The sequence below is a fragment of the Streptomyces sp. NPDC050416 genome (assembly GCF_044458845.1).
GTDB lineage: Bacteria > Actinomycetota > Actinomycetes > Streptomycetales > Streptomycetaceae > Streptomyces.
In genome coordinates this window covers 394,256-421,198 of sequence record NZ_JBITII010000005.1, presented here as the reverse complement: position 1 = coordinate 421,198, position 26,943 = coordinate 394,256, and the positions used below count along the sequence as shown (strand labels likewise).

Below are 26,943 nucleotides of genomic sequence, written 5' to 3'. Positions count from 1 at the left end.
CGAATCAGTGGAACGTGCGCAGGAACAGGCCTCGACCGGCGGGCCGGACCAGCCCGCCCGGCGGCCCGGTGAGACGGGGACCGCTCTGGAACTCCTGGTCCACGGCGTGGGCGGCACCACGCCGCAGGAGATGCTCGACGACCCGCGCACGGTGCGGATCACCGGCGACGGCATCGCGGCCGTCTTCCGGCGCGCCGACGACGTCGACGCGGAGACCAGCCCCGACGGCCGCCGCCGCGACAAACCGGTGCCCGAGGCCTACGTCTGGTGCAACCTCACCTCCGGCAACGGCACACGCGCCCTGTGGCTGTTGCTGCTGCCGTTCATGGTCGTCAACCTCGCCCACTGGATGCGCCCCAGCGCCCGCGGCCGCCGCCGTACCGTGCGCCTGTACGGCCTGCTGGTGCGGCTCACGGGGCTCACCCTGACGGTGCTGCTCGTCGCGGCGGCCTGCGAGGTCGCCCTCGACCTGGCGGCCTGGCAGTGCGCGGGCACGCGCGCGTGCGCCGACCGGCACTCCTGGCTCGGCTTCCTCTCGCCCACCGTCTCGGACGGCGGCTGGTGGAGCAGCCCCGGCCGCAGGCTCGCCCTGGCGTCCTTCGTCCCGACCGCCCTGACCGGTCTGCTGTGGTACCTGTCCCGGCGCACCTGGAGCGACTACGAGTCCCAGCAGCCGCCGGCCCGTGACCCCGAGCCCGACGAGGACGGCGACGGCCCGACCGCGCTGGGCCGGCCCGGCTTCTGGTACGGACGCCGGCTGGTGGCCCGGCTGCGCGCCGCGCACACCGCCGCCGGACTGGTCACGGTCGCGGCCGCGGTCGCCGGCGCCGCCGCCCGGCACGACCGGGAGCCCGGCGGCCCCGCCGCACTGAACATCCTGGGCCTGCTGCTGGAGGCGGCCCTCGCGGCCTGCGCCGTCGCCGTGGTGTGGGTGGTGTGCCGCCGGGGCCGCAGCGAGAGACGCATCGACCGGGAACTCGACGAGCGCTTCGTACGGCGCCTGCCGCTCGCCGCCCTTGTCCTGCTCGCCCTCGCCCTGCTGTACGCGGGCTGGGATCGACCCGGCTGGGAGTCGGCCGGCCGGCTGCCGGGTGATGCCACCTTCGGCGGTCTCGCCCTGGTCCAGGGCCTGCTCGTGATCGTCCTCGCCGGCGTGGCGTACGCACTGCACCGCACCGACCCCGACCGGCGGGCCGTGCTGCGGGGCCTCGGCGGACCGGCCGTCGCGATGCTGGCCTGCGCCCTGGGCGGGGTGATGTCCGGCGGCGTGTCGCAGCGCGTGTCCGACTGGCTGGACGGCACCGGGACGTCGATCGACGGCCCGCCGGTCCTGCTGACCTGGCAGGCGTCCGTGATCCCGCCCCTGATCGTGGTGCTCCTGGTGCTCGTCGGCTGGCTGGCGCACCGCGCCTGGCAGCTGGCCCGCGCCGAACGCGAGGCGGTGGCCCGCGACTACCCGGACGAGGCCCAGGACCGCGCCCGCACCCGCCGCATCGCCTACACGCGCGCGATGGCCTCCCTCACCGACCGGGGACCCCGCATCGTCGCCGTCACCTCCGGTGTCACCCTGCTGCTCGGTGCCGCAGCTCTCGTGGGCGCCCTGACCACCGACGAGACACCGGGCGAGGCGGCACAGGGCACCTACCCCGTCGTCCACGGCGCCGCAGAGACCGCCCAGGCCCTCGGCTCCTGGCTGATCGGCCTCGGCTTCGTACTGTTCGTCACCTGGGGCAGACGCGCCTACAAGGACGCCGCCGCCCGCCGCACCATCGGCATCCTGTGGGACGTCGGCACCTTCTGGCCGCGCGCCGCCCACCCCTTCGCCCCGCCCTGCTACGCCGAGCGCGCGGTGCCCGACCTGACCTGGCGGATCGCGACCTGGACCCGCGCCACCGGCGGACGGCTGGTCATCTCCGGGCACTCACAGGGCAGTGTGCTCGCCGCCGCCGCGGCCTGGCAGCTCTCCCCGTCCACCCGCCGACGCGTCGCGCTGCTGACGTACGGCTCCCCGCAGGAGCGGCTCTACGGCCGCTGGTTCCCGGCGCACTTCGGCCCCGCCGCGCTCAGCTCCCTGCACCGGGAGGTCGACTGCTGGCGCAACCTGTACCGGCTCACCGACCCCATCGGCGGCCCGGTGCGCCTGCCCGGCAACCACGACCTCGGGGTCGACCACGTGCCGCTGATGGACCCCCTCTCCTACGGCCGCACCGACCTGCACCCGCTGCCGGCCCCGATCCTCGGCCACTCCGACTACCAGGCGGACCCGGAGTTCGCCGAGGAGCGCCGCAAGCTGCTCGACCGGCTGCGGCCGAGCCTGCCTGCACCCCGTCACACGGCCGAGCAGCCCTGCCCGGATCCGGATGCGGATCCTCAGAGCAGCTCGGGCAGGTCCTCGGCGTAGAGCAGTGTCAGGTCGTCCTTGCTCGGCTCGGGGAGCTGGGCGACCCGGCTCGCGTGCCGCTCCACCATCGCCTCGAAGGTCTGCCGTGCCGTACGGCCGTTGCCGAACGCCGGGCCCTTCGGGAGCTCCGCGAAGTACGTGCGCAGGGCCCGCGCCGCGCCCTCCGCCAGCCGGTACTCGTGCTCCTCGGCCTGCTGCTCCACGATCCGCAGCAGGTCCTCGGGGCCGTAGTCGCTGAAGGTGATGGTCCGTGAGAACCGGGATGCCACCCCGGGGTTGACCGACAGGAAGCGCTCCATCTCGGCCGTGTAGCCCGCGACGATCACCACGACCGCGTCCCGGTGGTCCTCCATCAGCTTCACCAGCGTGTCGATGGCCTCCTTGCCGAAGTCGCGGCCCGCGTCCTCCGGGGACAGCGCGTACGCCTCGTCGATGAACAGCACACCGCCGCGCGCCTTCTCGAAGGCCTCCTGCGTGCGGATCGCCGTCGAGCCGATGTGCTCGCCCACCAGGTCGACCCGGGACACCTCGACCAGGTGGCCCTTCTCCAGCACACCGAGGGACGCGAGGATCTCGCCGTACAGCCGCGCGACCGTCGTCTTGCCCGTGCCGGGGGAGCCGGTGAAGACCAGGTGCCGTTTGACCGACGCCGCCTTCAGGCCCGCCTGCTGCCGGCGCCGGCCCACCTCGATCATGTCGGTGAGGGCGCGCACCTCGCGCTTGACGCTCTCCAGGCCGACCAGCGCGTCCAGTTCACCGAGGACGTCCTTGGAGCTCCGGGCCGACTGCTCGGGCTCCGCGACCGGGGCCGGGGGCTCCGGTTCGGTGCGCTGACCCGGGACCGCGCCCAGCAGGCCGGGGGAGTGGCTCACCGTCTGCACGGCGGTCTCCCGCGCCGCCGGTGCCCGCAGCCCCGCGCTCTCGTCGCTGGTGCAGTCCTCGACGAGGGGGCCCGACCCGGACGAGGCGTCAGCGCCGCTGTCCGCGAACTCGTAACCACCGCGCGCGCACCGCTCCGTGCGGCACTTCCGCAAGCTCGTACGGCTGCCGTCGATCACATGGAAGCCGTAGCCGCCGCTGCCCGTCACCCGGCAGTTGTGGAAGCTGCCCCGGCCCCCGGCCGAGACGTACACCCCCGCCTCCGCCGGTGAGTCGATCGTGCAGCGCTCCACCGTGGGGTCGGCGCCCTTGGTGACGATGACGCCGGTCTGGGTGCCGTCCAGCGTGCAGTTGCTGAGGGTGCCGCCGCTGCCGTGGTCGCGGAACCAGGCGCCCGTCGCCGCGTCCCGGATCCGGCAGTCGTCGAGCTGCGCGGTCGCCCCGTCGCTCACCGACACGGCCGTGTTGCGCACCTGCGACAGGTCGCTGTCGACGACGTCGGCGCGCGAGCCGCGGTCGAGGACGAACAGGGCGTCCGGCACGTCGTGCACCCGGCACGAGTCCAGTACGGCGGTGGCGCCGTCGCTCACCCACACCGCCGGATAGTCGCCCGTGCTGTCGAAGATCTCGCACTGGTTGGCGTCCACGCGCGTGCCCGGGTCCCACACCGACAGGCCGTTGCGCCCGAACTGCCGCACCGTGGTGCGGGTCAGCGTGAGGACGGAACGGGACCGCAGGTCGACCGCGTTCTCCGGGATGTCGTGGATACGGCAGTCGGCGAGCGTCAGCACCGCGTCCGTGTCGAGCGTGACCCCGTCGGCCGTCGTGCGGTGCACATCGCAGTCGGTGAGGTGTGCGGTGGCCCGGCCGGTGATCTGCACACCGCTGCCCCGGACCTCGTAGATCTCGCAGCCCACCGCCTCCAGCGCCGAGTTCTCCCCGGTCGCCGACAGGCCCGAGCCCGAGGTGTGGTGCACCCGGCAGCGCTCAAGCCGGGGGTGGGCGCCGCCCCGCACCGCCACACCCGCCTGGCCGGCCGCGACGACCTCGCACTCCTCGAACACCCCGCCCGCGCCGTCGAGTACGGCGATGCCGATGCCCGCCGGGTTGTCGACCGCGCAGCGCCGGACCGTGGGCCGGGCGCTGCCGCGCACCTCGATCCCGGCCGCCGACCGCGTGACCACCCGTACGTTGCTCAGCTCCGGCGTGCCCTCCTCCACCAGCACCGCCGGGGCGGCCGCGTCCTGGCCCTCCACATGCAGGTCCTGGACCACCGCCGAGGCGCGCACGGTCAGCGGCACGCCGTCCAGGGGCGCGATCCGCACCGAGCCGGGGGAGCCCTCGGGACCGCGCAGCGTCACCGCGCGCTGCACGACGAGGTTCTCCCGGTAGGTGCCGGGGGCCACCGTGAGGACGTCTCCGTCGGCCGCGGCCTCCAGGGCAGCGGCGAGCGATGCGTACTCACCTGTGCGGCGCCGCCACCGCGACGTGCCGGTGTGCGTCACCTGGACCGTGCCCTGTGCCATGGTGTAGCTGTGCCCCCACCTCGGTCGTACTGATGGCTCGTTCGCCTTCGGGACGCTCCCGCCGGTGTCGGGACCACGCCCGGCCGGGCCCGTGGGGCCTGTGCGCGCACGCGGCATCGAGACCGGCGCGCCCCTCCTGCTCGCTCGCGCGCGGGTTGTGCCGAACGGTTCGGCCGGACCACCGTAGCGTGCGCGCGGGTGGTGGGTTGACCAGAGCCGGAAGGCTGTCAGCTGCCGGTGCCCGTCCTGCCCCAGTCCGGGCCTGCCTTGTCCCATGCCTGGTCCCAACGGGCGTACCGGCGGCGGACCATGCGCCAGACGATCAGCCGTCTGCCGCCCTCTATGAGACCGCCGGCCGCCAGGGCCGCGCCGAAGCCGGCGAGGACCGCGTGCGTCGACGCCGTCGCGGAGTCGAGGGGGCGGGCCACCATCCGGCCGTGCCGGTCGGTCCATATCCGGAACTCGTCGCCCTGCTGCGGGTCCTTGAGGCTCGCCAGCACCGGGCCCTGATGTGAGGTGCCGTCCGGTGCCGTCCAGTCGGCGAGGACGCGGGTGCGCAGATCCCGGCCCGTGGAGGTCTCGGGGTCGGCGTCCAGCGGGGAGGGATCGAGCTTGCGGACCACTGTGGCCGTTACCAGGTGCCGTGTGTGGTGCTGCTCGCGGACGGAGCGCTGAAGGGCGTCCTGGGCGGCGCCACTGACGAGGGAACCGGCCACCGGGGCGGCCAGCAGAATCAGCACCAGGGCGGCCAGCGCCACCCAGGCCTCGGCCAGATCCGTGGCGCGGCACAGCGGGTTGCGCCGCCAACGCCAGAGTCCGCTGATCGCTCGCACCGCCTGCACCCCCTTCCCGCTCCGTGATAATCCCCTGCGGAGCCCTCCACGCGCCGACCGGGCGAAGAGAGAGCGAAATCACCTCTCACCGGCGACTCTCATGAACTTCTCACACAGGCCCAACGCCCGGGCGTCTGGGGCGGTTCCCGCCCGGGGCGGCGACCGCCGGCCCGGCTATTCGAGGACGCTGACCGGATCGCCGACCCGGATCGTGCCCCGGGACAGGGGCACCAGGTTCTGCCCGAAGACCAGCTTGCCGCCGAGCCGCCGATGACGTCCCAGGCTGTACAGGGGCTCCCGGCCGCGCTCGCCCGTGCCCTGGTCGGTGGTGGTCACCACGCACCGGCCGCAGGTCTTGGCGACGCGGAAGGACACCTCCCCGATGGCGAGACGCGACCAGCCGTCCTCGGCCCAGGCGGCGGTGCCCGCCACGACCACGCTCGGCCGGAAACGGTTCATGGGCAGCGGGCCCTCGTCCGCGTGGTCACCCTGCGCGACAAGGGCGTTGAGGGCGTCGAGGGAGGCCGTGGTGGTGAGCAGCAGCGGAAAGCCGTCGGCGAAGGAGACGGTCTCGCCGGGATGCGCGTACTCCGGGTCGAGGGGCCGGCGCGTGGCCGGGTCGTCCATGTATGCGAGGCGCGCGTCGATGCCGAGATAGGCGCTGCACCAGGCGTGCGCGGCCTCGTCCTCGGCGGGGAGCGCGTCGACCTTGTCGCGGAAGATCTCCACCGGCACTGTGCCCGACGGCCGCGGGACGCTCACCGTCAGGGGCTCCATGCCAGGTGCGGACAGCCGGACGCCGCCGTCCGGCAGAAGCTCGGCGGCGGCCAGTGCGAGGCGCGGCTCCCGACGCTGTGTGAGGACCTTTCCCCCGTCGTCGATCAGCACCCAGCGCCGGTCTCCGGCCAGCCCCCAGGGCTCCACGGCGGCCTCCCGGGGCGCGAGGCCCCGGACCGCCTTGACCGGATGGACGTGGATCGAGTGCAGATGTGCGTTCCCCATGGGGCCATCGTGCCAGCCGGCACCGACAGCCCCCGGGCGGGCGGATCAGTAGCCGCGGTACTGCTGGTTGTTGTACGGGTCCTGATAGGGAGCCTGGGCGGGCCGGGGAGCCGCGGGGCGCATCGCCTCGTAGCCCGCGGGTGCCGCCGGGCGCGGCTGCTGCGGCTGGGGGCCGGGGTAGCCGCGCGGTGCGGTGGCCTGCTGCGGGATGTACGCCGCGGGCGCCTGCTGGAGCGGGGCGGGTTGCTGCGCCTGCGGATAACCGTAGGCGGGCTGGGACGGGGCTGCCGGGAGAGCGGGCAGCGCCGACGGGAGGGCGGGCAGGCTGCCGCCCGGCGTGTCGTACTGAGCGGGGACCCGGATCGGGGCGATCTGCGGGGTGCCCCGCTCGGCGACGAGCTTGTCGTAGATCGGGGTGTCCGGGAAGGAGGCGGAGTAGTAGCCGCCGCCATAGGTGGAGCGGGGGGAGGTCATGGCACATAAGTTAAGCCCACGATGTGCTGGTTGGGGAGACCGATAAGAGGGTTGTTTTCCGCGTCCGCAGTGACTCGGTATCCCCAATGCGAGCGAACTCGGCAAAAAGGGGCACCGGACAAGGCTCCGATCGTATAAAGGCCGAGTTCCGGGCGGGTTACCAGGGGTTGGCCATCGGTCTTCCGGTGGCGGTGCATGGGAGTTCGCCGCGGGGAGGAATAGGTTGTGCGGACGGAACTCGACGGACGGCCGGGATGTGCCTGGCGCGGCGACACGCAATGGGGGCGGACATGCAAATGCTGAAAGGTTCAAATACTCCGGTGCCCACCTCGCCGCTGCGCGTGGAATTGGGCTGGCGGGCCGGCCCGGGGGTGCCCGACGCCGACGCCTCCGCTTTGCTGCTGGTAAGCGGAAAGGTCCGCTCGGACGCGGACTTCGTCTTCTACAACCAGCCCGCGCACTCCTCCGGCGCGATCCGGCACGAGGGCAAGCGGACCGCCGACGGCCGGGTGACCGACACGCTCCTCGTCGACCTCACGCGCGTGGAGCCCGGGATCGAGACGATCGTCCTGGCCGCATCCTCCGACGGCGGGGCGTTCGGGCAGGTCCCGGGGCTGTACATCGAGGTCCAGGACACCACGCGGGGAACGCCGGTCGCCCGCTTCGACAACCCGGGCGCCACCACTGAAACCGCTTTCGTGCTCGGCGAGTTCTACCGCCGCCAGGGCGCCTGGAAGTTCCGCGCCGTCGGCCAGGGCTACAGCAGCGGACTCGAAGGACTGGCCACGGACTACGGCATCACGGTCGACGAACCGCAGCAGGCGGGCCCGGCACCGGCGCCGACTCCGGCCCCGGCTCCCGTGCCGCTCGTGGCCGCCCCCTCGGCGTACACGCCCCCGCCGCCCACCCGCCCGGCGGCCCCGCCGCCACCGTCCGCGCCCCCGGCGGCAGCGCCCGCACCCGTCCGTCTCACCAAGGTGACGCTCACCAAGGCCGCCCCCTCCGTGTCGCTCACCAAGCAGGGCGGCACCTCCGGCGCCCTGCACGTGAACCTCAACTGGCAGGTGCGCAAGCAGTTCTCGGGCTGGAGCAGCAAGTTCGGCCGCCCGGCCGCGATGCACTCCGACCTCGACCTCGACCTGTGCGCGCTGTACGAACTCACCGACGGCAGCAAGGGCGTCGTACAGGCCCTCGGCAACGCCTTCGGGGCGCTGCACCAGCCCCCGTACATCCACCTCGACGGCGATGACCGCACCGGCGCCGTGTCGACCGGTGAGAACCTCACCGTAAATCTCGACCACAAGAACGCCTTCCGGCGCATCCTCGTCTTCGTCACCATCTACGAAGGCGCCCGCTCGTTCGCCGACCTGAACGCCACCGTCACCCTCCGGCCGCAGCACGGCGCCCCCGTCGAGTTCTTCCTCGACGAGTGCACCGTCCCCTCGCCGGTGTGCGCGCTCGCCCTGATCACCAACACGGGCACCGACCTCGTCGTACAGCGCGAGGCGCGCTATCTCGTGCCCGAGCGGGGGGTGAGCCCGCAGCGGACCGTCGACTACGCCTACGGGTGGGGCATGAACTGGACCCCCGGCAGGAAGTGACTGCTGCCCTCCGGGTGTGGCCGTGAGCGCGGCGGTCAGCCCTCGTCGGGCACGGCGTCCGGACGGGCGTAGGTGCGGCCCTTCCAGGCCGCGCCGCGTCCCCGGTAGTGCCGCACCGCCGAGTCGACCGTCATGAGGAGATAGAGGAACGCGGTGAACGGCAGCAGGGGCGCGAGCCACAGCGGCTGCCGGTAGCAGCGGAGCATCGGGACGTACGTCCCCGTCATCACGAGCCACGCCGACGCTCCGGTGACCGCTGCCGCCGCGTTCCCCGTCGCCAGGCCGGCCACGACCGCCACGGGCGGCACCAGATACACCAGCGCCAGCCCGGCGACCGTCCCGGCCAGCAGCAGGGGGTTGTGCCGCAGCTGGGCATAGGCGCTGCGCGACACCATCCGCCACAGGTCGCCCAGCCGCGGATACGGCCGGACACTGTCCACCCGGTCGGCCAGCCCCAGCCAGACACGGCCGCCGCTGCCCTTCACCGCCCGCGCGAGGGCCACGTCGTCGATCACGGCGTGCCGGATCGCGTCCGGGATCCGCGCCCGTTCGGCGGCCTCCGCCCGCAGCAGGACGCAGCCACCGGCCGCGGCCGCCGTCCGGGTCCCCTCCCTGCCGATCCGGCGGAAGGGGTAGAGCTGCGCGAAGAAGTAGACGAAGGCCGGCACGACCAGCCGCTCCCACGTGCTCTCCACCCGCAGCCGGGCCATCTGCGAGACGACGTCGAACCCACCCGTACGAGCTGCCGCCACCAGCTCCCGCAGGCTGTCCGGCGCGTGCGCGATGTCGGCGTCCGTCAGCAGCAGGTACTCGGGGTCACGCGCGCGTGCCAGGCCGATGCCGTGCCGCACCGCCCACAGCTTGCCGGTCCAGCCCGCGGGCGGCTCGCCCGGCGAGCCCACCGTCAGCGGCAGCCCGCCGTGCCGGCGCGCCAGTTCACGCGCCAGATCACCGGTGCCGTCCGTACTGCCGTCGTCGACGAGGAAGATCTCCGCCCGCCCCGGATAGTCCTGCCCGAGCAGCGACGGCAGCGCGTCGGGCAGCACCGCCGCCTCGTCGCGGGCCGGGACGACGACGCATACGGACGGCCAGGCGTCCGGTTCCCGGCGCGATGGCAGTCGCACATCCGTGCGCCAGAAGAAGCCCTGACAGAGCAGCAGCCACAGCCAGGCGAGAAGCGATCCAGCGGCAGTCCACACAATGGCGCTCACGCGCGCAGTCTCCCCCACCCGAACGGCCCGGTACCGCTCATCGTCTATCGTGATCGGGTGAAGATCGCGCTCATGGACTCCGGAATCGGTCTGCTGGCGGCCACCGCCGCGGTACGGCGGCTGCGCCCCGACGCCGATCTCGTACTCTCCCTGGACCCCGACGGCATGCCATGGGGCCCGCGGACTTCGGAGGACCTGACCGAGCGCGCCCTGGCCGTCGCCGAGGCGGCCGCGGCGCGCCGCCCCGACGCCCTGATCGTCGGCTGCAACACCGCGACCGTGCACGCGCTCACCGCCCTGCGCGCCCGCCTCGAGCCGGGACTTCCGGTCATCGGCACCGTCCCTGCGATCAAGCCGGCCGCGGCCGGCGGCGGACACCTCGCCATCTGGGCCACCCCGGCCACCACCGGCAGCACGTACCAGCGGACCCTGATCCGGGACTTCGCCGACGGGGTCCCCGTCACCGAGGTGCCCTGCTGGGGCCTCGCCGAGGCCGTCGAACGCGCGGACGAGGCCGCGATCGACGCCGCCGTGTCCGCGGCCGCCGCACTGACCCCCGACGAGGTGACCACCGTCGTCCTGGGCTGCACCCACTACGAGCTGGTCGCCGAGCGCATCCGGACCGCCGTCCAGCGCCCGGGCCGGCCGCCCCTCGTGCTGCACGGCTCCGCGGGTGCCGTGGCCGCGCAGGCCCTGCGCCGGCTCGGTGAGCAGCCCGCGCCGGGGGCCGCGCCCCACGGCACCCTGACCGTCCTGCTGAGCGGACGCGAGGGCGCACTGCCCGCACCCGCCCTTGCCTACGCCGAAGGGCGGCTGCTGCAGGCGGTCACACCGGCCGGCTGACCACCGCCCGGCCGGCGCAGTAACGCTCCGCCACGAGGTACCAGCGGAGCGAAACCTGAGTAACCTCATAGGCATGAGGGACCACCGCCACGGCGAGAACGCTCCCCACGCGCACACCGACGTCTGGACCGGCCGGGCCACCAACCGCGTCCAGTGGCTGCTCGCGCTCATCGGCGCCGCCTGCATGGCGCTCGGCATCGAACTGGCCGTCGACTCGGCCTGGACGTCCGGCATCGCCCCGCTCGCCATGGCCGTGGTCGGCTGCATCGCCGCCGGGCTGCTGGTCCTGTTCGGAACACTCGCCTTCGTGCACGTCGCCCTGCGGGTCGACGAGAAGCACCTGGAGGTGCGCTGCGGACACATCGGCGTGCCCCGCCGCCGCATCCCGCTCTCCCAGGTGGCGGGCGCCACGTACATCTCGCATGTCACTCCCCGCCACTGGGGCGGCTGGGGCTATCGATGGCGGCCGGAGAAGGGCACCGCGGTGGTCGTGCGGCGGGGTGAGGGCGTCGTGCTGGAGCTGTGGGACGGACACACCTTCACGGTCACCGTGGACGACGCGGAGGCGGCCGTACAGGTGATCAAGGCGCGGCTGGGGCGGACCCAGCCGGGCGCCCCCGCGCACTGAGAGGGCGTCCGGTCACCACGCCGGGGTACGTCCGGCGGCCCGGGAACGCGCGTCCGGCGTGCGGCTCGAAGGTTCGTCGGTGAGCGGCCGGGCCGTGGCCATCCCCGCCAGCAGCCCCGCCCCCACCGACACCGCGGTGAAGCTGAGCGCGTTGCCGAACGCGGCGATGACCGCGAGCGCCGTCAGGGCCGCGCCCGCGGTGAGCGCCACCGGGGTCGGGCGCGGGCTGCGCCAGAGCGCGTACAGCACCCAGCCGAACGCCGCCGCCAGCAGGGCCACACCCACGATCCCCTGTTCGGCTGCCTGCTGAAGGGGCGCCGAGTGGGGCTTGCCGTCGGACAGCAGTGACTGCGCGGACGTCGCGCTCAGCTCCCCGAAGCGCCCCGGGCCGACGCCCAGGGCGATGTCGTCGCGCAGCAGATGCCAGGCGTTCCGCCAGAGCCGCACCCGGTGCGGTGTCAGCCGCTCTTCGGAGGCGGCCACCAGCCCGCCCGGTACGGCCCGCGCCGCGACCGCCCACGTCAGACCGGTCACCAGGACGGCGACCGCGCCCAATGCCGCGAGGCCCGCACCGCGGCGACGGGTGCGGCCGGCGGCCAGCGAGCACAGCAGCACCGCGACACAGGCGACGCATCCGGTGCCCGAGCCGAGCACGGCCGCCAGCACCGCGGCCCCGGCGGCCTGCAGTCGCAGGGCGAACCGCACGGCCGGAACGCGAGCGGCCCAGGCCGCGCAGCACGCGGCACCGGCCGACAGCGTCAGCACCGCAGCCGTCGCCCCGGCGTGCCCCAGAGGTGTGGTGATCTGCGGGCCCGGCGCGAGGTGCGGAACCGCGACGGTCAGTCCGATACCGGCCAGGGCCCCTGCGCAGGGCGCGCCGACCGGCAGCAACGCCCCGCCGATCCGCCCGGCGGCGTACCCGGCCGCCACCGCCAGCACCGCGAGCAGTACACCCTCCGGGCGGCCGTCGTGCAGCGCGGCCGTGACCAGGGACCAGCCGGCGCAGGCCCCCAGCACCACGACGCCGGTCCCGTCCACAACGATTCGTCTCTCACCGTCCGCGTCCTGCCCGGACGCGGACGTCAGCCCACTGGAACCCACCCCGCCCCGCCCCCCGCGCCACGTCGCCCCCGACCTGTGAAGACCCCGGTCGCACGGGCCGCCACCGGCCGCACGACTGAGGCTTCGGCACACCGTAGCCGCTGGTGGACGGTTTGTGGATGTGTCGTGACGAAATGAGCAGGAACGTTGCGGCAGATACCCGGCGAGGCGGTGACGCGGCCGCCTCGCGGACCGCGCTGTCGGTGTCAAGGCCGCTCGCCTTACACTCCGGGAGTGACCGTCACCGCAACCTCCGTCGGCGAGTCGGACCAGCTGGAGCCGCGGATCGCGCCAGGAGCGCGGACCTGGCCCCGGCGTCTGGTGCGTCTCCTCCCGGCCGCCGTAGCCGCGCTCTCCGGCCTGCTCCTCTACGTCAGCTTCCCGCCCCGCACCCTGTGGTGGCTGGCCCTGCCGGCCTTCGCGATCTCCGGCTGGGTGCTGCGCGGCCGCGGTTGGAAGGCGGGGTTCGGCCTCGGCTACCTCTTCGGTCTCGGCTTCCTGCTGCCGCTGCTGGTGTGGACCGGAGTGGAGGTCGGTCCGGGCCCCTGGCTCGCCCTCGTGGCGATCGAGGCGATCTTCGTCGCGCTGGTCGGTGCCGGTGTCGCCGCCGTGTCGAAGCTGCCCGGATGGCCGGTGTGGGCGGCCGCTGTGTGGATCGCCGGTGAGGCGGCACGCGCGCGCGTGCCGTTCGAGGGCTTCCCCTGGGGAAAGATCGCGTTCGGGCAGGCGGACGGTGTGTTCCTGCCGCTCGCCGCGGTGGGCGGCACCCCGGTGCTCGGCTTCGCGGTCGTGCTGTGCGGCTTCGGGCTGTACGAGGTCGTCCGCCTGGCCGGGATGTGGCGGCGCACCGGCACCGTGCGCCGGGCCGCGGCGGCCGTGGGGCTGGTGAGCCTGGCCGTCCCGGTCGTGGCGGCCGTAGCGGCCCGGCCGCTGGTCAGCGACGAGGCCGAGGACGGCAGCGTCACCGTCGGCGTGATCCAGGGCAATGTGCCGCGGGCGGGTCTCGGCTTCAACTCCCAGCGGCGGGCCGTCCTGGACTACCACGCGCGCGAGACCGAACGCCTGGCCGCGGAGGTCAAAGCCGGCAAGGTCGCGAGGCCCGACTTCGTGCTGTGGCCGGAGAACTCCTCCGACATCGACCCCTTCGCCAACCCCGACGCCCGCGCCGTGATCGACACGGCGGCCAAGGCCGTCGGCGTGCCCATCTCGGTCGGCGGCGTCGTCGAACGGGACGGCAAGCTCTACAACGAGCAGATCCTGTGGGATCCGGCGAAGGGCCCCGTCGACACCTACGACAAGCGCCAGATACAGCCGTTCGGCGAGTACCTGCCGCTGCGCTCGCTCATCGGCGCGATCAACAAGAACTGGACGGCGATGGTGCGCCAGGACTTCAGCCGGGGCACAAAGCCGGGCGTGTTCACCATGGACGGCGCCAAGGTCGGTCTCGTCACCTGCTACGAGGCCGCCTTCGACTGGACCGTGCGCTCCGAGGTCACCGACGGCGCCCAGATGATCTCCGTGCCGAGCAACAACGCCACGTTCGACCGCAGTGAGATGACCTACCAGCAGCTCGCCATGTCCCGGGTCCGCGCGGTGGAGCACAGCCGGACCGTGACGGTGCCGGTGACCAGCGGCGTCAGCGCGATCATCATGCCGGACGGGAAGATCACGCAGAAGACCGGCTTGTTCGTCGCCGACTCACTGGTGCAGAAGGTGCCGCTGCGTTCCTCGCAGACGCCCGCCACACAGCTGGGCATCCTGCCGGAGATCGCCCTCGTGCTGGTCGCGGTCGGCGGACTGGGCTGGGCCGTCGGCGCCGGTCGGCGCGGGCGACGCACCGGTGACGTGTAGCCGTACGCCGGTCGCACACCTCCTGAAACCCGCCGGGGCGCCGTAACCCGCCTATTAGGGTCGGGCCATGGCTACTCCCGACTTCATCCGCACCCTGCGCGCCTCGGCCGGTCACCAGCTGCTCTGGCTCCCCGGAGTCACCGCCCTCGTCTTCGACGACGAGGGCAGAGTGCTGCTGAACCGCAGGGCCGACACCCGCAAGTGGTCGGTGATCGGAGGCATCCCGGACCCGGGGGAGCAGCCGGCGGCCTGCGCCGTGCGGGAGGTGTACGAGGAGACGGCCGTGCGCTGTGTCGCCGAACGGGTCGTCCTCGTCCAGGCCCTGGATCCCGTCACCTACGACAACGGCGATACTTGCCAGTACATGGACATCACCTTCCGCTGCCGGGCCGTCGGCGGAGAGGCGCGAGTCAATGACGACGAGTCGCTGGACGTGGCCTGGTTCGACGTCGACGCCCTGCCCGAGCTGAACGAGTTCGGGCTGTTGCGGATCAAGCAGGCCCTGTCGGACGCACCCACATGGTTCGACCCCACTGCATCGGGCTGAACTGTAGGGCGTGACCACATGGGGCGCGGCAGTCGTGCTGCCTAGGGTCGAGGCATGACCGCGCCCCCTCTCCTTCCGGCTCCCCACGCCCTGCCGCTCGACCTCGGCGGCCGCACCGCGCTCGTCACCGGCGCCGCCGGCGGCATCGGCCGCGCCTGCGCGCTGCGGCTCGCGGCCGCCGGGGCGAAGGTGAGAGCGGTCGACCGGGACGCCGCGGGACTGGAGGCCCTCGCCGGACAGGGCCGCGACCTCGCGGGCGCCGTGGAACCGCACGTCCTCGACCTCACCGACCTGGACGCCGCCGAACTCGCCGCCGCGGGCACCGACGTCCTCGTCAACAACGCCGGGCTCCAACTCGTGCGCCCCATCGAGGAGTTTCCGCCCGACGTCTTCCACACGGTGCTCACCGTGATGCTGGAGGCACCCTTCCGGCTCATCCGCGGCGCCCTGCCCCACATGTACGGACAGGGCTGGGGCCGCATCGTGAACGTGTCGTCCGTCCATGGACTGCGCGCCTCGGCCTACAAGTCGGCCTATGTGGCCGCCAAACACGGGCTGGAGGGACTCTCCAAGACCACCGCCCTCGAAGGCGCGTCCCACGGAGTCACCTCGAACTGTGTGAACCCCGCCTATGTGCGCACCCCACTGTTTGAGAAACAGCTCACCGACCAGGCCCGGGCACACGGCATCCCCGAGGAGCGCGTCCTGTCCGAGGTGCTGCTCCAGGACAGTGCCGTCAAGCGGCTCATCGAGCCGGAGGAGGTCGCCGAGGCCGTGGCGTATCTGTGCGGTCCGCAGGCGTCCTTCGTGACCGGTACCTCACTCGTGCTCGACGGCGGCTGGACCGCCCACTGAGCCCGTGGCCTCGTCGGTCCGGAGTTGTCCACAGGGCTGACGGGACGGCCCGGTCATGGTGAATCCTGTGAGCATGCCCAGCGATCACGTGCAGCCGGCCGAGCGCTCCGCCGGCCTCGCCGAACCGCCACCGGCCGCCGCGGAGACGCCGTATCTCGAGCTCCTGGCCCGCGGCGCGTCCGCCGACGCCTACGAGCAGCCGGTGCTGCTCGCCCGCGCCGAAGGCCGCCCGGCGGAGTGGATCGCCGCACTCCAGCAGGCCAAGCCGCTCGCCCTGCGCGTGCGTGAGGAACTGGAGGGACGGCGCCGCCGCGAGGCCGAGCTGTCCGCCCTGTTCGAGACCGCCCACGACCTCGCCGGGCTGCGCGACCTCGACGCCGTACTCCAGGCGATCGTGCAGCGCGCCCGCTCGCTGCTGGGCACCGACGTCGCCTACCTCAGCCTGAACGACCCGGCGCGGGGCGACACCTACATGCGGGTCACCGAGGGCTCGGTCGCGGCCCGGTTCCAGCAGCTGCGGCTCGGCATGGGGGAGGGGCTCGGCGGCCTGGTCGCACAGACCGCACGCCCTTATGTCACCGACGACTACTTCAAGGACGACCGGTTCCAGCACACCCTCACCATCGACGCCGGCGTGCGGGACGAGGGGCTCGTGGCCATCCTCGGCGTGCCGCTCACACTCGGGCACCACGTCATCGGCGTGCTGTTCGCCGCGGACCGCCGGGCCCGGGTCTTCGAGCGGGAGCAGATCGCCCTGCTCGGCTCCTTCGCCGCCCTCGCCGCGGCCGCCATTGACACGGCCAACCTGCTCGCCGAGACCCGGTCGGCCCTCGCCGGTCTGGAGCGGGCCAACGAGATCATCCAGGACCGCAGCGGCGTCATCGAGCGCGCCTCCGACGTGCACGACCGGCTCGCCGAGCTCGTCCTGCGCGGCGGCGGGGTCCACGACGTGGCCGCCGCCGTCTCCGAAGTCCTCGACGGCACGGTCGAGTTCACCGAAGCCGCCGCGGCCCCGGGGCAGGCCCTGGAGGCGTCCCGCGCGGAGGGCCACGCGGTGCGGCACGAGGACGACTGGATCGCGGCCGTCGCCGCCGGCGGAGAACTGCTCGGCGCACTCGTGCTGCGCGGCCACCCGGGGCTCGACCCCGTCGACCAGCGCACCCTGGAGCGCGCCGCCATGGTCACCTCCCTGCTGCTCCTGGCCCGCCGGTCCGCCGCCGAGGCCGAACAACGCGTCCGCGGCGAGCTCCTGGACGACCTGCTCGACGCCCGCGACCGCGACCCGCGCCTGCTGCGCGAGCGCGCGGCCCGCCTCGAGGCCGACCTCGACGCGGTCCATGTCGTGCTGGCCGCGCGACTGGAGGGCGACGCGCCCGACGCCGACCAGGAGGCGGACGCCCGCAGACGCCTGGCCGCCGCCGCGTCCCACCTCGCCGCCACCCGGCAGGGCCTGGCCGCCGCACGCGACGGCGGCACGGTCCTGCTGCTGCCCCTCGGCCCCGGCGACACCGCCACCGAATTGGCCCGCCGTGCCGCCCGGCATCTGGGGACAGCGGTCCACGCACCGGTCACCGTCGGCGCCTCCGCACCCGCGGAGGACCTCGCCACCCGACCGGACTCCGTGGCCACGGCCTACGCCGAGGCCCGGCGCTGCCTCGACGCCCTGCGGCTCCTCGGCCGCTCCGGGGACGGGGCCGCCGCCGAGGACTTCGGCTTCCTCGGGCTGCTCCTGGCCGGAGACCGGGACATCCCCGGCTTCGTCGACCGCACCATCGGCCAGGTCGTCGCCTACGACCGGCGGCGCGGCACGGAGCTGCTGCGCACCCTCGACGCGTACTTCGCCTGCGGTATGAGCCCGGCCCGCACCAAGGACGAACTGCACGTCCATGTGAACACGGTCGCCCAGCGCCTGGAGCGCGTCGGCCGCCTCCTGGGTGACGACTGGCAGAGCCCGGCCCGCGCCCTGGAGATCCAACTCGCCCTGCGGCTGCACCGGTTGTCGGCGCGGCACTGACACCCGTGGGCGGGCCCCCGTACGCGGTGAGGAACGCACGGGGGCCGGTGCCGGGACGGCTCAGAGAGTGCGGGCGTCGGCCGCCGGTGCCGTCGTCCGGTCGGCGCCGACGGGAGGAGTGACGTCGGCCAGGTCCCGGTGCCGGGTCTCCTTGGCCGCCGCCACCGCGATCACCGTGAGCACGGCTGCGGCGATGACGTACAGGGCGATCGGCGTGGAACTGCCGTAGTCGGACAGCAGCGCGGTGGCGATCAGCGGCGCGGGCGCACCGGCCGCGACCGAGGCGAACTGGGCGCCGATGGACGCGCCGGAGTAGCGCATCCGCGTCGCGAACATCTCGGAGAAGAAGGCGGCCTGGGGCGCGTACATCGCCCCGTGCAGCACCAGCCCCACCGTGACGGCGAGGATCAGGTTGCCGAAGCCGCCGGTGTCGATCAGCGAGAAGAACGGGAACATCCACAGCCCGACCCCGATCGCACCCATCAGATACACGGGCCGGCGTCCGATCCGGTCGGAGAGCGCGCCCCACGCCGGGATGGCGGCGAAGTGCACGGCCGAGGCGATCAGTACGGCGTTGAGCGCGGTCTGCTTGGAGACGCCGGCCGAGGTGGTGGCGTAGACGAGGATGAACGCCGTGATGACGTAGTAGCTGATGTTCTCCGCCATGCGCGCCCCCATCGCGACCAGCACGTCACGCCAGTGATGCCGCAGCACGGCGACCAGCGGCAGCTTCTCGGCCTCCGCGGCCCGGTCCGCCTTGCGCGCCTCGGCCTGCGCCAACGCCTGCTTGAAGACGGGCGATTCATCGACAGACAGACGAATCCACAAACCGACGATCACCAGCACGCCGGAGAGCAGGAACGGGATCCGCCACCCCCAGCTGCCGAACGCGGCGTCCGACAGCACGGCGGTCAGCACGGACAGCACACCCGTGGCGAGGAGTTGCCCCGCCGGCGCGCCGGTCTGCGGCCACGAGGCCCAGAATCCGCGCCGCCGCGCGTCCCCGTGCTCCGACACCAGCAGCACGGCACCGCCCCACTCGCCGCCGAGCGCGAACCCCTGGACCAGCCGGAGCACGGTGAGCAGGACCGGCGCGGCCGTGCCGATGGTGGCGTGCGTGGGCAGCAGCCCGATCGCGAAGGTCGCCCCGCCCATCAGCAGCAGACTCAGCACCAGCAGCTTCTTGCGCCCCAGCCGGTCACCGTAGTGCCCGAACACCAGCGCACCGAGCGGCCGGGCGGCGAACCCGACCGCGTACGTCAGGAACGACAGCAGCGTGCCGACGAGCGGGTCGGAGCCGGGGAAGAACAGCTTGTTGAACACGAGCGCGGCGGCGGAGCCGTACAGGAAGAAGTCGTACCACTCGATGGTGGTGCCGATGAGGCTGGCCGTGACGATGCGTTTGAGGCTGGCGGGGGGTGGTGGAGCGGTGGGTGCGGAGGCCATGTGCGCCACTTCCTCGTGTGCGGTGGGGATGGGTACGTGTCGGCACACGGTAGAAACATGCAGGTCAGGCGCACATGTGGCGGGACAACATAGTTCGAGGGTTGGCTATGCCTGCAGCCACCATGCCGGCTCGCGGAAGGGTGGTTCAGGGGGGCGGAGGTGGGCGGAACGTGTGCCGTCCGGGACGCGTGGTTCGGGGTGATTTGACGGTGCGGTGCTGACTCCCGTGCTGGTTTGGTGCTGACTAATAGCCCACGTCATGACCCGTCTGGTGGCAGTGACGTCCAACGTCGAGGCCGACCTGGTCGGTGGGAGGGGTGCCGCCGGCACCCGTCTACGACACCATTGCGTCTACGGCGTCGTACCGGGCCAGCAGGAGCGTGGTCGGCGAGGCCAGTGAGCCGGTGACGCCGCCGATCACCCCTTCTGTCGTGGTGCAGGAGCACTGGTGGACTGTCGGTATTCGAGGGTTGCAGTATTCGCCGTAGAGCGAGCAGTTCCGTACGCGGCTCGGTCACGTCAGCGGTGACAAGGTCGTCCGCAGCGTCGGGTACTCCCTGGGCAGCGCGATAGGCGGCCTGGTCCTGGCCGCCGGCACCGACACCGGTCATCTCTTCCCGAACGACCACGCCTACACCACCGCAGCACTCGTCGGCATCGCCGCGATGGCGGTCACCGCCCTGACCGCTACCGCTCTCGCCCGCCAACGCCCGCCCGAGATCAACCCCACCGCGGCCACGGCCAGCGTGCCGAGTCAGGGCCGGTCGAGCCGATGACCGGCTCGCCGGAAGGGAGGCGGCCCCGTCGCCCTGGTCGGCGCCGAGGAGACATATCGCCGATCGCCGGCGCCGATGGCCTGCTGAGACGAGAGAAACAGGTGGACCACGACTCGGCCGGCAGCGTGCGCGGCCTTGCCTCGACCATGCCGGAACGAACCACAGAGGCATGGCACTGCGGACCATCATCGGCGCGATTGGCGGAGCTGGAAATGAGGGCTTCCGCCTGCGTTTCGGACACGGCTACGCTCGGCGCGATGTCTCCGCCGCGGTCTGCTGAACCGTCGACGGGGAGAGGGGTGGCGGTGGGGACGAGCGGCGCGGTGTCCGCGGACGATTCGGATTGGGACCCGGACGAGCACGTGCGGTTTGCTCGCTACCGAAGGATGTTCCACGAGGTGATCCCGGCGGATGCAGCTGCCCTCACCGCCCAAGTGCTCACCGATCCGGACAAAGGGATGGCGAACAGTGCCGTTTGCGAGTACCTCGACAGACGAGCCGCCGAACTGCTCACGGATCCCGACTATCCCGCCTGGCGCCTGGAGATGACTGGCCATGTTGGAGTGGACGACTTCTCCACACGGCGCCTCAATGAGTGGACATTGCTGCGGGCGATGACCTTGAACGAGCCGTGGGACGCCGAGAACCTACTCGTGGCCTCCAACTGGCTACAACTTCGCACAGCCGAAGAGTCCTCAGTCACCACCGCTCTGGAAGTTCTGGCTGAGAGTGGCCGCACACGGCGCATCCGCAACATTGCCGGGTCTCGGCTGCCCGCCGCCCAGCGGTCGATGTCAGCCGGACCGGAGCTCTGAGCCCCTGTCCCTTCGCCGCGACCCGGCGCAACAGGTCCGAACTCAACGACGACGGGCAGGGCGACCAGCGCCGCGTGCGCATCGAACTGCACGTGCCCAGAACCACGAAACGAACGAGGGCCGACGGCAAGCCGTCGGTCCTCTGGTCAGCTATCCCACAGCACAGCACGCCCCTGCAGCTCATCAGCCGCCGAGAGTCCCCATGCACGTCATGCACCGGCTCGTCGCCTGCAGCTGCGCGTTCCCCCCAGTGGCGATGGCTGGGCTGCTTGGGTGCGCTGATACGGTCCCAAACTCCGGGGGACGGATCGAGGATCCAACCCCGCTTCGGGGGCCGCACCTCGTCTTCTGTCATGTGATCGCAGGCGCCTGGAACGTGCGCCTTACCATTCTGTTTGATCAAGATGGCGTTGCCGGGGAACCGCCGCCACTCCTGTCGGACACGCCTTTCCTCCGGGTGTGCCTTGGGCACGCTGCTATCAGGAGGGCAGGCGCACCCCATGCCAATGATGGTGTCGCATCGCTCGCAGCGCACTTCTTTCATGTGACCAAGTGCCACATCCGAGAGTGCGCAGCTCGGCTGGATGGAAAAGCGGCCGGCTTCGCTGACGTAGGGTCTCGCGCTTCGCTGCATGCGCCGAGACGCGGAGACCGATCTCGACCTTGCGGCCGAGCCGGATTACCGCGCTCTGGTGCTGCCACCACCAGGAGTCGGTGCGGTAGTGCCAGACGGAGAAGTCCTCGTACCGGGGGTCGGTGTCCGCGACCTCGTTGAGCAGGGCAATCATCGGTTGCCGGACCAGGCGTTCGCGGTCCGTGCGGTAGCGCTCGCGGGTCGCGTGGGTCGGTTCGCCCTGGAGGTGCCACAACACGTCCATGGCCTGCTCCGGCCAGCCGGTGAACTGTCCGCGCATGCGCAGAGATAGCTCAGGCGTGATCCGCGCGCGGGGAGAGTGAGACGAGCGGGGAGACGTTAGACATGGGGCGGAGCGGTATGTGACGCACCGATCGTCGTCTCGGTGCATCGAGGGAAGCTGTCATGGGCATGTATTTGGGCGTTTGCCCCCTCCCCCACGAGGAGTGAGCGCCTGATGGGCGCCCCCACCACGGCACCCATCCCCACCCCCACGGCCCCCGGCGGACTGCCGCTGATCGGGCACGGACTCCGCCTCGTCCGCGACCCCCTGCCGTTCATCACCTCGCTGCGCGAATACGGCAGTGTGGTGCGCATACGCATCGGCCCCACATCCGCCTACGTGGTCACGGACCCCGCACTGACCCGCCAGGTCCTGGTGACCGACGCCGCCCACTTCCCCAAGGGCGGCAGGTACTACGACGCGTTGCGGGTCTTCCTCGGTGATGGAGTCGCGACCGTCGCCGACGGCGACATTCATCTGCGCAACCGCCGTCTGATGCAGCCCATGTTCAGCAGGGCGCATATCGCCGAGCGCGGCAACGCCATGATCGATCAGGTGCGGACGATGGTCGGCGCCTGGCCCGCGGCCGAGCCGCGCGACATGTTCGCCGGCATGAACGAGATCACCCTGGCCACGTTCCTCGTCGCCGTGTTCGGCGCGGCCCTGCCCGCACACCTGGAGGGCGAGTTCACCGCCCTCATGCCCGAAATCATGAAAGGAACGATTCGGCAGGTCATTCTTCCGCCCTGGAACATGCGGCTGCCGCTGCCCGCCTGGTCGAGACTCTGCTCGGTGTTGAAGACCAACTCGGCCGCCGGCAAGTCCAGGACGAGGCCGTCACCCTCCTGGCCGGCGCGATCGAGACCACCGGCACCACACTCGCCTGGGCGCTGTACGAGATCGCCGGCAATCCCGCCGTCGAACGACGCCTGCGCGAGGAGCTGGCCTCGGTGTGCCAGGACCGGCCGCTGCGCTACGACGACATCGACCAACTCCCGTACGCCCGACGGGTTCTGCAGGAGGCCATCAGAAAGTACGGACCGTCCTGGATGGTGACGCGGACCGCAGCCCGCGACATCGTCCTCGGCGGACACCTCATACCCGAGGGCGCCGATGTCGTGTGGAGTCCCTATCTGCACCAGCACGACTCCTCCTTCTTCCCCGACCCGGTCCTGGTGTCCAGAGTGCTGGGCGCGCTGATGGCACACGACGCCGAGCACGGTACCGAGTACCTGCATACGTTCCGGGTCGCCCTGCGCAGCAACCGGTCGTGGCGGCTGGCCGCCGACGAACTGCACATCCACAAACAGACCCTCGGCTACCGACTGCGCAAGATCGAGCAGTTGACCGGCCGCGGGGTCACGCAGACCGATCACATAGCGGAGCTGTGGTTCGCCGTGCGGGCCCACGACCTGGTCCACAGCCGCGGTCCGGTGCGCGGCTGAAGCCGATGGCCGGGCACGCGGGAAGGGCCGCCCGACCGTCAAGTACCAGCTAAACCGAGATGGAGGAAAGGACGTCGAGGCGCCCCTCGGCCGCGGTGACCTCCCAACGGCGGGCGTACGGGGAACCTCCCGGACCGGTGTCACCGAGCAGCAGCCCAGCGGATCCGACCAGGCCGGGGGCGAGGGTCCGGCCCACGCGGTGCGGCAGGGTCGAGCGGTGCAGCGTCCAGCGGTGGCCCACGACCCGGCCGAGTGACACCTCGCAGTCGAGCATCTGCCGGGCCCGGCCGAGGTCTCCGGCTCCCGCCACCAGTTCCGTCAGCGGGGCGTGGGCCGGCAGCGGCTCGGGGCGGCTGCGGGCGTAGCCGAACCACGTTCCGGTCCGCACCAGCAGGGCGACGGCGCCGGAGTCCGGATCCGCCAACTCCACGGCCGCGCAGGGCAGGCCGGCGCCCGCGCCGGGAAGCCAGTGTTCGGTGTACGGAGCGTGCAGGCCTGTCTCCACCAGCATCGGTCCTCGCCAGGTCAGCACCCCGGCGTCCGGAACGGATGTGGGCGCGAAGTCGACGGCGCGGTTCCAGCGGAAGGCGCCGTCGGCGTGGTGCAACCGCCCGGCGAACCCCTCCTGCCGCGCCAGGTCGAGCAGCTGTCCGAAGGTGAGGTCACCGAGGCTCCGACTGCCTTGGGGATGCGGCCGGTCAGCGGCCTGACGCAGGTCGGCGTAACGGGTGGGCCCCTGGAGCCAGGTGACGGTGCTGGTGACATCGCGGCTGCCGTCGCCCTCGACAAGAAGGGAGCGATGCCACGGCTCCCAGAACGGCCAGATCAACGACCTGAACGTCGCGATGCGCCGGGCGGTGGTCAACGCGCTGGACTTCCTCCAGGACGACCTCGGCATGGACCGGGCGGTCGCCTACGCCTACCTGTCCGCGGCGGCCGACTTCGAGATCTCGCAGGTCGTCGACCGCACCGTGGGCGTGCACGGGGTCATCCGCAGGGACCACTTCACCGCCCAGTAGGACGAGACGCCCCAAGTGTCACCCGGATACACGAAGTTAACTTCTGGGACGCGGGCGTGAGACCCGTCCACCCCACCATCGCAATACCTGTCACTCGACAGGTATCCCTGATCGATCGGAGGTGCCGCGATGGGCCGGCCTGAACTCGTCCCTGAGCAGGGCCCCGACGGTGGCGTCACGAGCAGTCCCGCTCCCGTCGGCTACCAGCAGGAACTTCGCCGGGGGGTGGGCAGCTTCGCGTCGTTCGCCGCGGGCTTCTCCTTCGTGTCGATCCTCACCACTGTCTTCCAGCTGTTCGGCCTCGGCTTCGGCCTCGGTGGGGCGGCGTTCTTCTGGACCTGGCCGCTGGTCTTCGCGGGCCAGTTGCTGGTCGCTCTCTGTTTCGCCGAACTGGCGGCACGCTGGCCCATCTCCGGGGCGATCTACCAGTGGTCGAGCCGGCTGGCGGGCACCACGGCGGGCTGGTTCGTCGGCTGGATCATGATCATCGGTCAGATCCTCACCGTCGCGGCGGCCGCGATCGCGGCGCAGGCGGTGCTGCCGGGCATCTGGTCCGGCTTCCAGATCGCCGGCGGGTCGGGCGCCGATCCGTCGGTCGGCTCCCCGACCGGCGCGCAGAACGCCGTCCTCCTGGGCTGCCTCCTGCTGGTGATCACCACTGTGGTGAACATCCTCGGCATCCGCCAGATGGCCGCCGCCACCAGCATCGGCGTGGCGGTCGAGATCGTCGGCGTGATCGCACTGGTGCTGGTTCTCTTCTTCCTGCCCGAGCGGGGCCCGGAGGCGGTGGCCCACACCACCGGCTGGGCCGGAGACGGCGGCTACTTCGGGGCCTTCCTCGCGTCCTCGCTGATGGCGGCGTACGTCATGGTCGGCTTCGACTCGGCGGGCGAACTGGCGGAGGAGACACACAGCCCGCGCCGGACCACTCCCCGGACCATCCTGCGGGCACTGGTCCTCTCGGGCGTCGGCGGTGCGCTGCTGATCCTCTCGGGACTGATGGCGGCGAGCAGCCTGACCGACGGGAACCTCGCCACCGGCGGCCTCTCCTGGGTGCTCACCGACCGGCTCGGAGACGTCCTGGGCCGGCTGCTGCTGTGCTGCGTCGCGGTGGCGGTGTTCGCCTGCACCCTCGCCGTGCAGACCTCCGGCGCGCGGATGATCTACTCCATGGCCCGCGAGAGCGCCCTGCCGTTCCACCGGCACCTCGGCAAGGTGTCGGCCCGTACCGGTACGCCGATCACCACGTCGGTCGTGGTGGGCGTGGGCGCCGCGATCGCGCTCGTGGTCAACCTCCGCCAGTCGGCGATCTTCACCGCCCTCGCCAGCCTCTGCATCGCCATGCTGTACCTGGCCTATCTGGGCGTGACGCTGCCGCAGTTGGTCGCCCGGATCCGGCACCGGGGGCTCCCTGCGGGCGTCGACGAGACGGGCCGGCCGCTGTTCTCGCTGGGGCGCTGGGGCCTGGCGGTCAACACGCTCGCCGTGCTCTACCAGGTCGGCATGACGGTCAACCTGATCTGGCCCCGTCCGGAGATCTACGACCTGACCGACGGCACGTGGTGGCTGCGGTGGAGCGCCCTGCTCTTCATCGGGCTCAGTCTCGCCGTCGGCGCCGCCTACTTCCTCGCCCGCCGGCTGCACCGCCGCATCGAGTTGAGGCACGTACCCCACACGCACGTCGAGCCGCCCGCCCAGGAGGCCGCAGCCGTCGCCGAGCCCGCCTGAGCCGCTCGGCGGCCCTGCGGCCCTGACGACGCGACCGGACGCACCGACGACGTAACCACGAAGGGATGACGGGACATCCATGACCACAGCCGAAGAGCCGACGGCCACCGCACCGCACGACCAGGACCCCACCGGGCAGCCGTCCGGGGACGCCACCGCCCAGGACGTCACCGGGCGGTCCTCCGCCGGAGTCCGTGATCTGCACCTGACCGACAGTGTCCGAAGTGCCCAGGACGACGCCCGCGCCCAGGGCGGGCAGGCGAGCGACTGGATGCCGTACCTTCCGGCGTCCGGCAGCCCGCACTGCCCGCCGGGGGTGGACCCGGCCGCCCTGGTGTGGGCGGAGACGGTGGCACCCGGCGGCTACACCCACAAGGTCCTCGCCCGTGGCACCCGGCTGCGCTTCGACGACCCGACCGGTGACGCCTGTGCCCACCTGCTGCTCTTCAACGCCCTGGAACCGGTCGAGCGGCTCAACGTCGCCGACACCCAGAAAATCCCCTGGCAGGCCTACCTGGGCGAGAACCACCCGCTGCTGTCCGGCGACGGCCGGATCCTGGCCGTGGTCACCGGTGACTCCTCCGGCCGGCACGACGCCTTCTGCGGCACCACCACCGACGCCTGGAACGAACGCAAATACGGTGACGCCAGCCCCCACGGGCCGTCCCCGTCCGGCCGCGGACTCTTCCTCAAGGCGGCCGCCAAGCACGGCCTGTCCCGGCGCGACCTGCCGCCCGGCCTCTCCTTCTTCCAGGGCGTCCGCGTCGAGGCCGACGGCGCCCTCGCCTGGCGGGGCAGCGCCGGCCCCGGCACGCATGTCGAACTCCTCGCGGAACTACCTCTGTTGGTGCTGGTCGCCAACGTGGCCCACCCGCTGGACCCGCGCCCCGGCTACGTCGTCGGGCCGCTGCGCGTGCACGCCTGGCGGTCCGTCGCCACCGGCCCGGGCGATGCGCGGTTCACCGCCACGCCCGAGCTGCACCGGGCGTACCTCAACACCGTCGACTACTGCGAAGCCCGGGGGCTGTGAC

General features: G+C 72.3%; 22 protein-coding genes and 1 pseudogene. 14 read left to right on the top strand and 9 right to left on the bottom strand.

The genetic code is table 11. The features are described from left to right. The first annotated feature begins 7 nt into the window (after positions 1-7). Positions 8-2,401 carry a hypothetical protein gene (locus tag ACIBL4_RS18555; RefSeq protein WP_399411241.1) on the top strand — a complete coding sequence of 798 codons (2,394 nt, stop codon included), beginning with the start codon at positions 8-10 and terminating at the stop codon, positions 2,399-2,401. On the opposite strand, the gene ACIBL4_RS18550 is transcribed toward ACIBL4_RS18555, so the two are convergent. The 4 genes from ACIBL4_RS18550 to ACIBL4_RS18535 all read right to left on the bottom strand — a co-directional run bounded on the left by ACIBL4_RS18550 (position 2,371) and on the right by ACIBL4_RS18535 (position 7,115). After that, on the bottom strand, positions 2,371-4,806 hold the full coding sequence (locus ACIBL4_RS18550) for a right-handed parallel beta-helix repeat-containing protein (protein ID WP_399411239.1): 2,436 nt from the start codon (positions 4,804-4,806) through the stop codon (positions 2,371-2,373). The two genes, ACIBL4_RS18555 and ACIBL4_RS18550, sit on opposite strands and share 31 nt — an antisense overlap. Before the next feature lie 227 nt (positions 4,807-5,033). Continuing rightward, positions 5,034-5,639 (bottom strand): hypothetical protein, encoded by a 606-nt coding sequence (locus tag ACIBL4_RS18545; RefSeq protein ID WP_399411237.1) that lies wholly within the window; start codon positions 5,637-5,639, stop codon positions 5,034-5,036. Positions 5,640-5,813: 174 nt separating this feature from the next. Continuing rightward, the gene (locus tag ACIBL4_RS18540; RefSeq protein WP_399411235.1) at positions 5,814-6,641 is read right to left on the bottom strand and encodes an MOSC domain-containing protein; all 828 of its coding nucleotides are present in this window, start codon (positions 6,639-6,641) and stop codon (positions 5,814-5,816) included. Positions 6,642-6,686: 45 nt separating this feature from the next. After that, positions 6,687-7,115 (bottom strand): DUF6643 family protein, encoded by a 429-nt coding sequence (locus tag ACIBL4_RS18535; RefSeq protein ID WP_356929377.1) that lies wholly within the window; start codon positions 7,113-7,115, stop codon positions 6,687-6,689. A gap of 296 nt (positions 7,116-7,411) precedes the next feature. Between ACIBL4_RS18535 and ACIBL4_RS18530 the strand changes: the two genes are divergently transcribed. Continuing rightward, on the top strand, positions 7,412-8,716 hold the full coding sequence (locus ACIBL4_RS18530) for a TerD family protein (protein ID WP_399411581.1): 1,305 nt from the start codon (positions 7,412-7,414) through the stop codon (positions 8,714-8,716). Between the two features lie 35 nt (positions 8,717-8,751). On the opposite strand, the gene ACIBL4_RS18525 is transcribed toward ACIBL4_RS18530, so the two are convergent. Continuing rightward, entirely contained in the window at positions 8,752-9,945 is a 1,194-nt protein-coding gene (locus ACIBL4_RS18525) for a glycosyltransferase (protein WP_399411233.1), read from the bottom strand. Between the two features lie 39 nt (positions 9,946-9,984). Between ACIBL4_RS18525 and ACIBL4_RS18520 the strand changes: the two genes are divergently transcribed. Together ACIBL4_RS18520 and ACIBL4_RS18515 are read left to right on the top strand one after the other, a co-directional pair. After that, the gene (locus ACIBL4_RS18520) at positions 9,985-10,770 is read left to right on the top strand and encodes a glutamate racemase (protein WP_399411231.1); all 786 of its coding nucleotides are present in this window, start codon (positions 9,985-9,987) and stop codon (positions 10,768-10,770) included. Positions 10,771-10,843: 73 nt separating this feature from the next. After that, entirely contained in the window at positions 10,844-11,398 is a 555-nt protein-coding gene (locus ACIBL4_RS18515; protein WP_399411229.1) for a hypothetical protein, read from the top strand. Positions 11,399-11,410: 12 nt separating this feature from the next. Here ACIBL4_RS18515 and ACIBL4_RS18510 read toward each other — a convergent pair whose 3' ends face one another. Continuing rightward, entirely contained in the window at positions 11,411-12,436 is a 1,026-nt protein-coding gene (locus tag ACIBL4_RS18510; protein ID WP_399411226.1) for an O-antigen ligase family protein, read from the bottom strand. Between the two features lie 297 nt (positions 12,437-12,733). Between ACIBL4_RS18510 and lnt the strand changes: the two genes are divergently transcribed. From lnt to ACIBL4_RS18490, 4 genes are all read left to right on the top strand, one after another. After that, the gene (gene lnt / locus ACIBL4_RS18505; RefSeq protein WP_399411224.1) at positions 12,734-14,350 is read left to right on the top strand and encodes an apolipoprotein N-acyltransferase; all 1,617 of its coding nucleotides are present in this window, start codon (positions 12,734-12,736) and stop codon (positions 14,348-14,350) included. Between the two features lie 67 nt (positions 14,351-14,417). Continuing rightward, positions 14,418-14,897 (top strand): NUDIX hydrolase, encoded by a 480-nt coding sequence (locus ACIBL4_RS18500; RefSeq protein ID WP_399411222.1) that lies wholly within the window; start codon positions 14,418-14,420, stop codon positions 14,895-14,897. A gap of 54 nt (positions 14,898-14,951) precedes the next feature. Further along, positions 14,952-15,752 carry a 3-hydroxybutyrate dehydrogenase gene (locus ACIBL4_RS18495; RefSeq protein WP_399411220.1) on the top strand — a complete coding sequence of 267 codons (801 nt, stop codon included), beginning with the start codon at positions 14,952-14,954 and terminating at the stop codon, positions 15,750-15,752. Between the two features lie 73 nt (positions 15,753-15,825). Continuing rightward, positions 15,826-17,766, top strand: coding sequence for a helix-turn-helix domain-containing protein (locus tag ACIBL4_RS18490; RefSeq protein ID WP_399411218.1), 1,941 nt, complete (start codon positions 15,826-15,828; stop codon positions 17,764-17,766). Between the two features lie 60 nt (positions 17,767-17,826). Here the strand turns inward: ACIBL4_RS18490 and ACIBL4_RS18485 are convergent, their stop codons facing one another. Further along, positions 17,827-19,212 (bottom strand): MFS transporter, encoded by a 1,386-nt coding sequence (locus ACIBL4_RS18485; RefSeq protein ID WP_399411216.1) that lies wholly within the window; start codon positions 19,210-19,212, stop codon positions 17,827-17,829. A 1,075-nt stretch (positions 19,213-20,287) separates the two neighbouring features. On the opposite strand from ACIBL4_RS18485, the gene ACIBL4_RS18480 reads away from it, so the two are divergent. Further along, the gene (locus tag ACIBL4_RS18480) at positions 20,288-20,803 is read left to right on the top strand and encodes a hypothetical protein (RefSeq protein WP_399411214.1); all 516 of its coding nucleotides are present in this window, start codon (positions 20,288-20,290) and stop codon (positions 20,801-20,803) included. Positions 20,804-21,282: 479 nt separating this feature from the next. Here the strand turns inward: ACIBL4_RS18480 and ACIBL4_RS18475 are convergent, their stop codons facing one another. Further along, positions 21,283-21,717 carry a hypothetical protein gene (locus ACIBL4_RS18475; protein WP_399411212.1) on the bottom strand — a complete coding sequence of 145 codons (435 nt, stop codon included), beginning with the start codon at positions 21,715-21,717 and terminating at the stop codon, positions 21,283-21,285. 177 nt (positions 21,718-21,894) lie between these two features. Here ACIBL4_RS18475 and ACIBL4_RS18470 point away from each other — a divergent pair. Together ACIBL4_RS18470 and ACIBL4_RS18465 are read left to right on the top strand one after the other, a co-directional pair. Continuing rightward, positions 21,895-22,434 (top strand): annotated as a pseudogene (locus ACIBL4_RS18470) (cytochrome P450); the annotation flags it as partial. Positions 22,435-22,466: 32 nt separating this feature from the next. After that, positions 22,467-23,165 carry a cytochrome P450 gene (locus ACIBL4_RS18465; protein WP_399411579.1) on the top strand — a complete coding sequence of 233 codons (699 nt, stop codon included), beginning with the start codon at positions 22,467-22,469 and terminating at the stop codon, positions 23,163-23,165. 49 nt (positions 23,166-23,214) lie between these two features. Here ACIBL4_RS18465 and ACIBL4_RS18460 read toward each other — a convergent pair whose 3' ends face one another. Next, positions 23,215-24,030, bottom strand: coding sequence for a hypothetical protein (locus tag ACIBL4_RS18460; protein ID WP_399411210.1), 816 nt, complete (start codon positions 24,028-24,030; stop codon positions 23,215-23,217). On the opposite strand from ACIBL4_RS18460, the gene ACIBL4_RS18455 reads away from it, so the two are divergent. The 3 genes from ACIBL4_RS18455 (at position 24,011) to ACIBL4_RS18445 (ending at position 26,942) form a co-directional block, all read left to right on the top strand. Then, the gene (locus ACIBL4_RS18455; protein ID WP_399411208.1) at positions 24,011-24,184 is read left to right on the top strand and encodes a hypothetical protein; all 174 of its coding nucleotides are present in this window, start codon (positions 24,011-24,013) and stop codon (positions 24,182-24,184) included. The genes ACIBL4_RS18460 and ACIBL4_RS18455 overlap by 20 nt on opposite strands. A 129-nt stretch (positions 24,185-24,313) precedes the next feature. Continuing rightward, positions 24,314-25,912 carry an amino acid permease gene (locus ACIBL4_RS18450; protein ID WP_399411206.1) on the top strand — a complete coding sequence of 533 codons (1,599 nt, stop codon included), beginning with the start codon at positions 24,314-24,316 and terminating at the stop codon, positions 25,910-25,912. A 79-nt stretch (positions 25,913-25,991) separates the two neighbouring features. Then, on the top strand, positions 25,992-26,942 hold the full coding sequence (locus tag ACIBL4_RS18445) for an urea amidolyase associated protein UAAP1 (protein ID WP_399411204.1): 951 nt from the start codon (positions 25,992-25,994) through the stop codon (positions 26,940-26,942). The last annotated feature ends 1 nt before the right edge of the window (position 26,943 follow it).

Coding starts and splice junctions, on each gene's coding strand:
- ACIBL4_RS18550 (WP_399411239.1), bottom strand. CDS start 4,806: ATGGCACAGGGCACGGTCCAGGTGACGCACACCGGCACGTCGCGGTGG.
- ACIBL4_RS18540 (WP_399411235.1), bottom strand. CDS start 6,641: ATGGGGAACGCACATCTGCACTCGATCCACGTCCATCCGGTCAAGGCG.
- ACIBL4_RS18535 (WP_356929377.1), bottom strand. CDS start 7,115: ATGACCTCCCCCCGCTCCACCTATGGCGGCGGCTACTACTCCGCCTCC.
- ACIBL4_RS18530 (WP_399411581.1), top strand. CDS start 7,412: ATGCTGAAAGGTTCAAATACTCCGGTGCCCACCTCGCCGCTGCGCGTG.
- ACIBL4_RS18515 (WP_399411229.1), top strand. CDS start 10,844: ATGAGGGACCACCGCCACGGCGAGAACGCTCCCCACGCGCACACCGAC.
- ACIBL4_RS18500 (WP_399411222.1), top strand. CDS start 14,418: ATGGCTACTCCCGACTTCATCCGCACCCTGCGCGCCTCGGCCGGTCAC.
- ACIBL4_RS18495 (WP_399411220.1), top strand. CDS start 14,952: ATGACCGCGCCCCCTCTCCTTCCGGCTCCCCACGCCCTGCCGCTCGAC.
- ACIBL4_RS18490 (WP_399411218.1), top strand. CDS start 15,826: ATGCCCAGCGATCACGTGCAGCCGGCCGAGCGCTCCGCCGGCCTCGCC.
- ACIBL4_RS18485 (WP_399411216.1), bottom strand. CDS start 19,212: ATGGCCTCCGCACCCACCGCTCCACCACCCCCCGCCAGCCTCAAACGC.
- ACIBL4_RS18475 (WP_399411212.1), bottom strand. CDS start 21,717: ATGCGCGGACAGTTCACCGGCTGGCCGGAGCAGGCCATGGACGTGTTG.
- ACIBL4_RS18455 (WP_399411208.1), top strand. CDS start 24,011: ATGCGCCGGGCGGTGGTCAACGCGCTGGACTTCCTCCAGGACGACCTC.
- ACIBL4_RS18450 (WP_399411206.1), top strand. CDS start 24,314: ATGGGCCGGCCTGAACTCGTCCCTGAGCAGGGCCCCGACGGTGGCGTC.
- ACIBL4_RS18445 (WP_399411204.1), top strand. CDS start 25,992: ATGACCACAGCCGAAGAGCCGACGGCCACCGCACCGCACGACCAGGAC.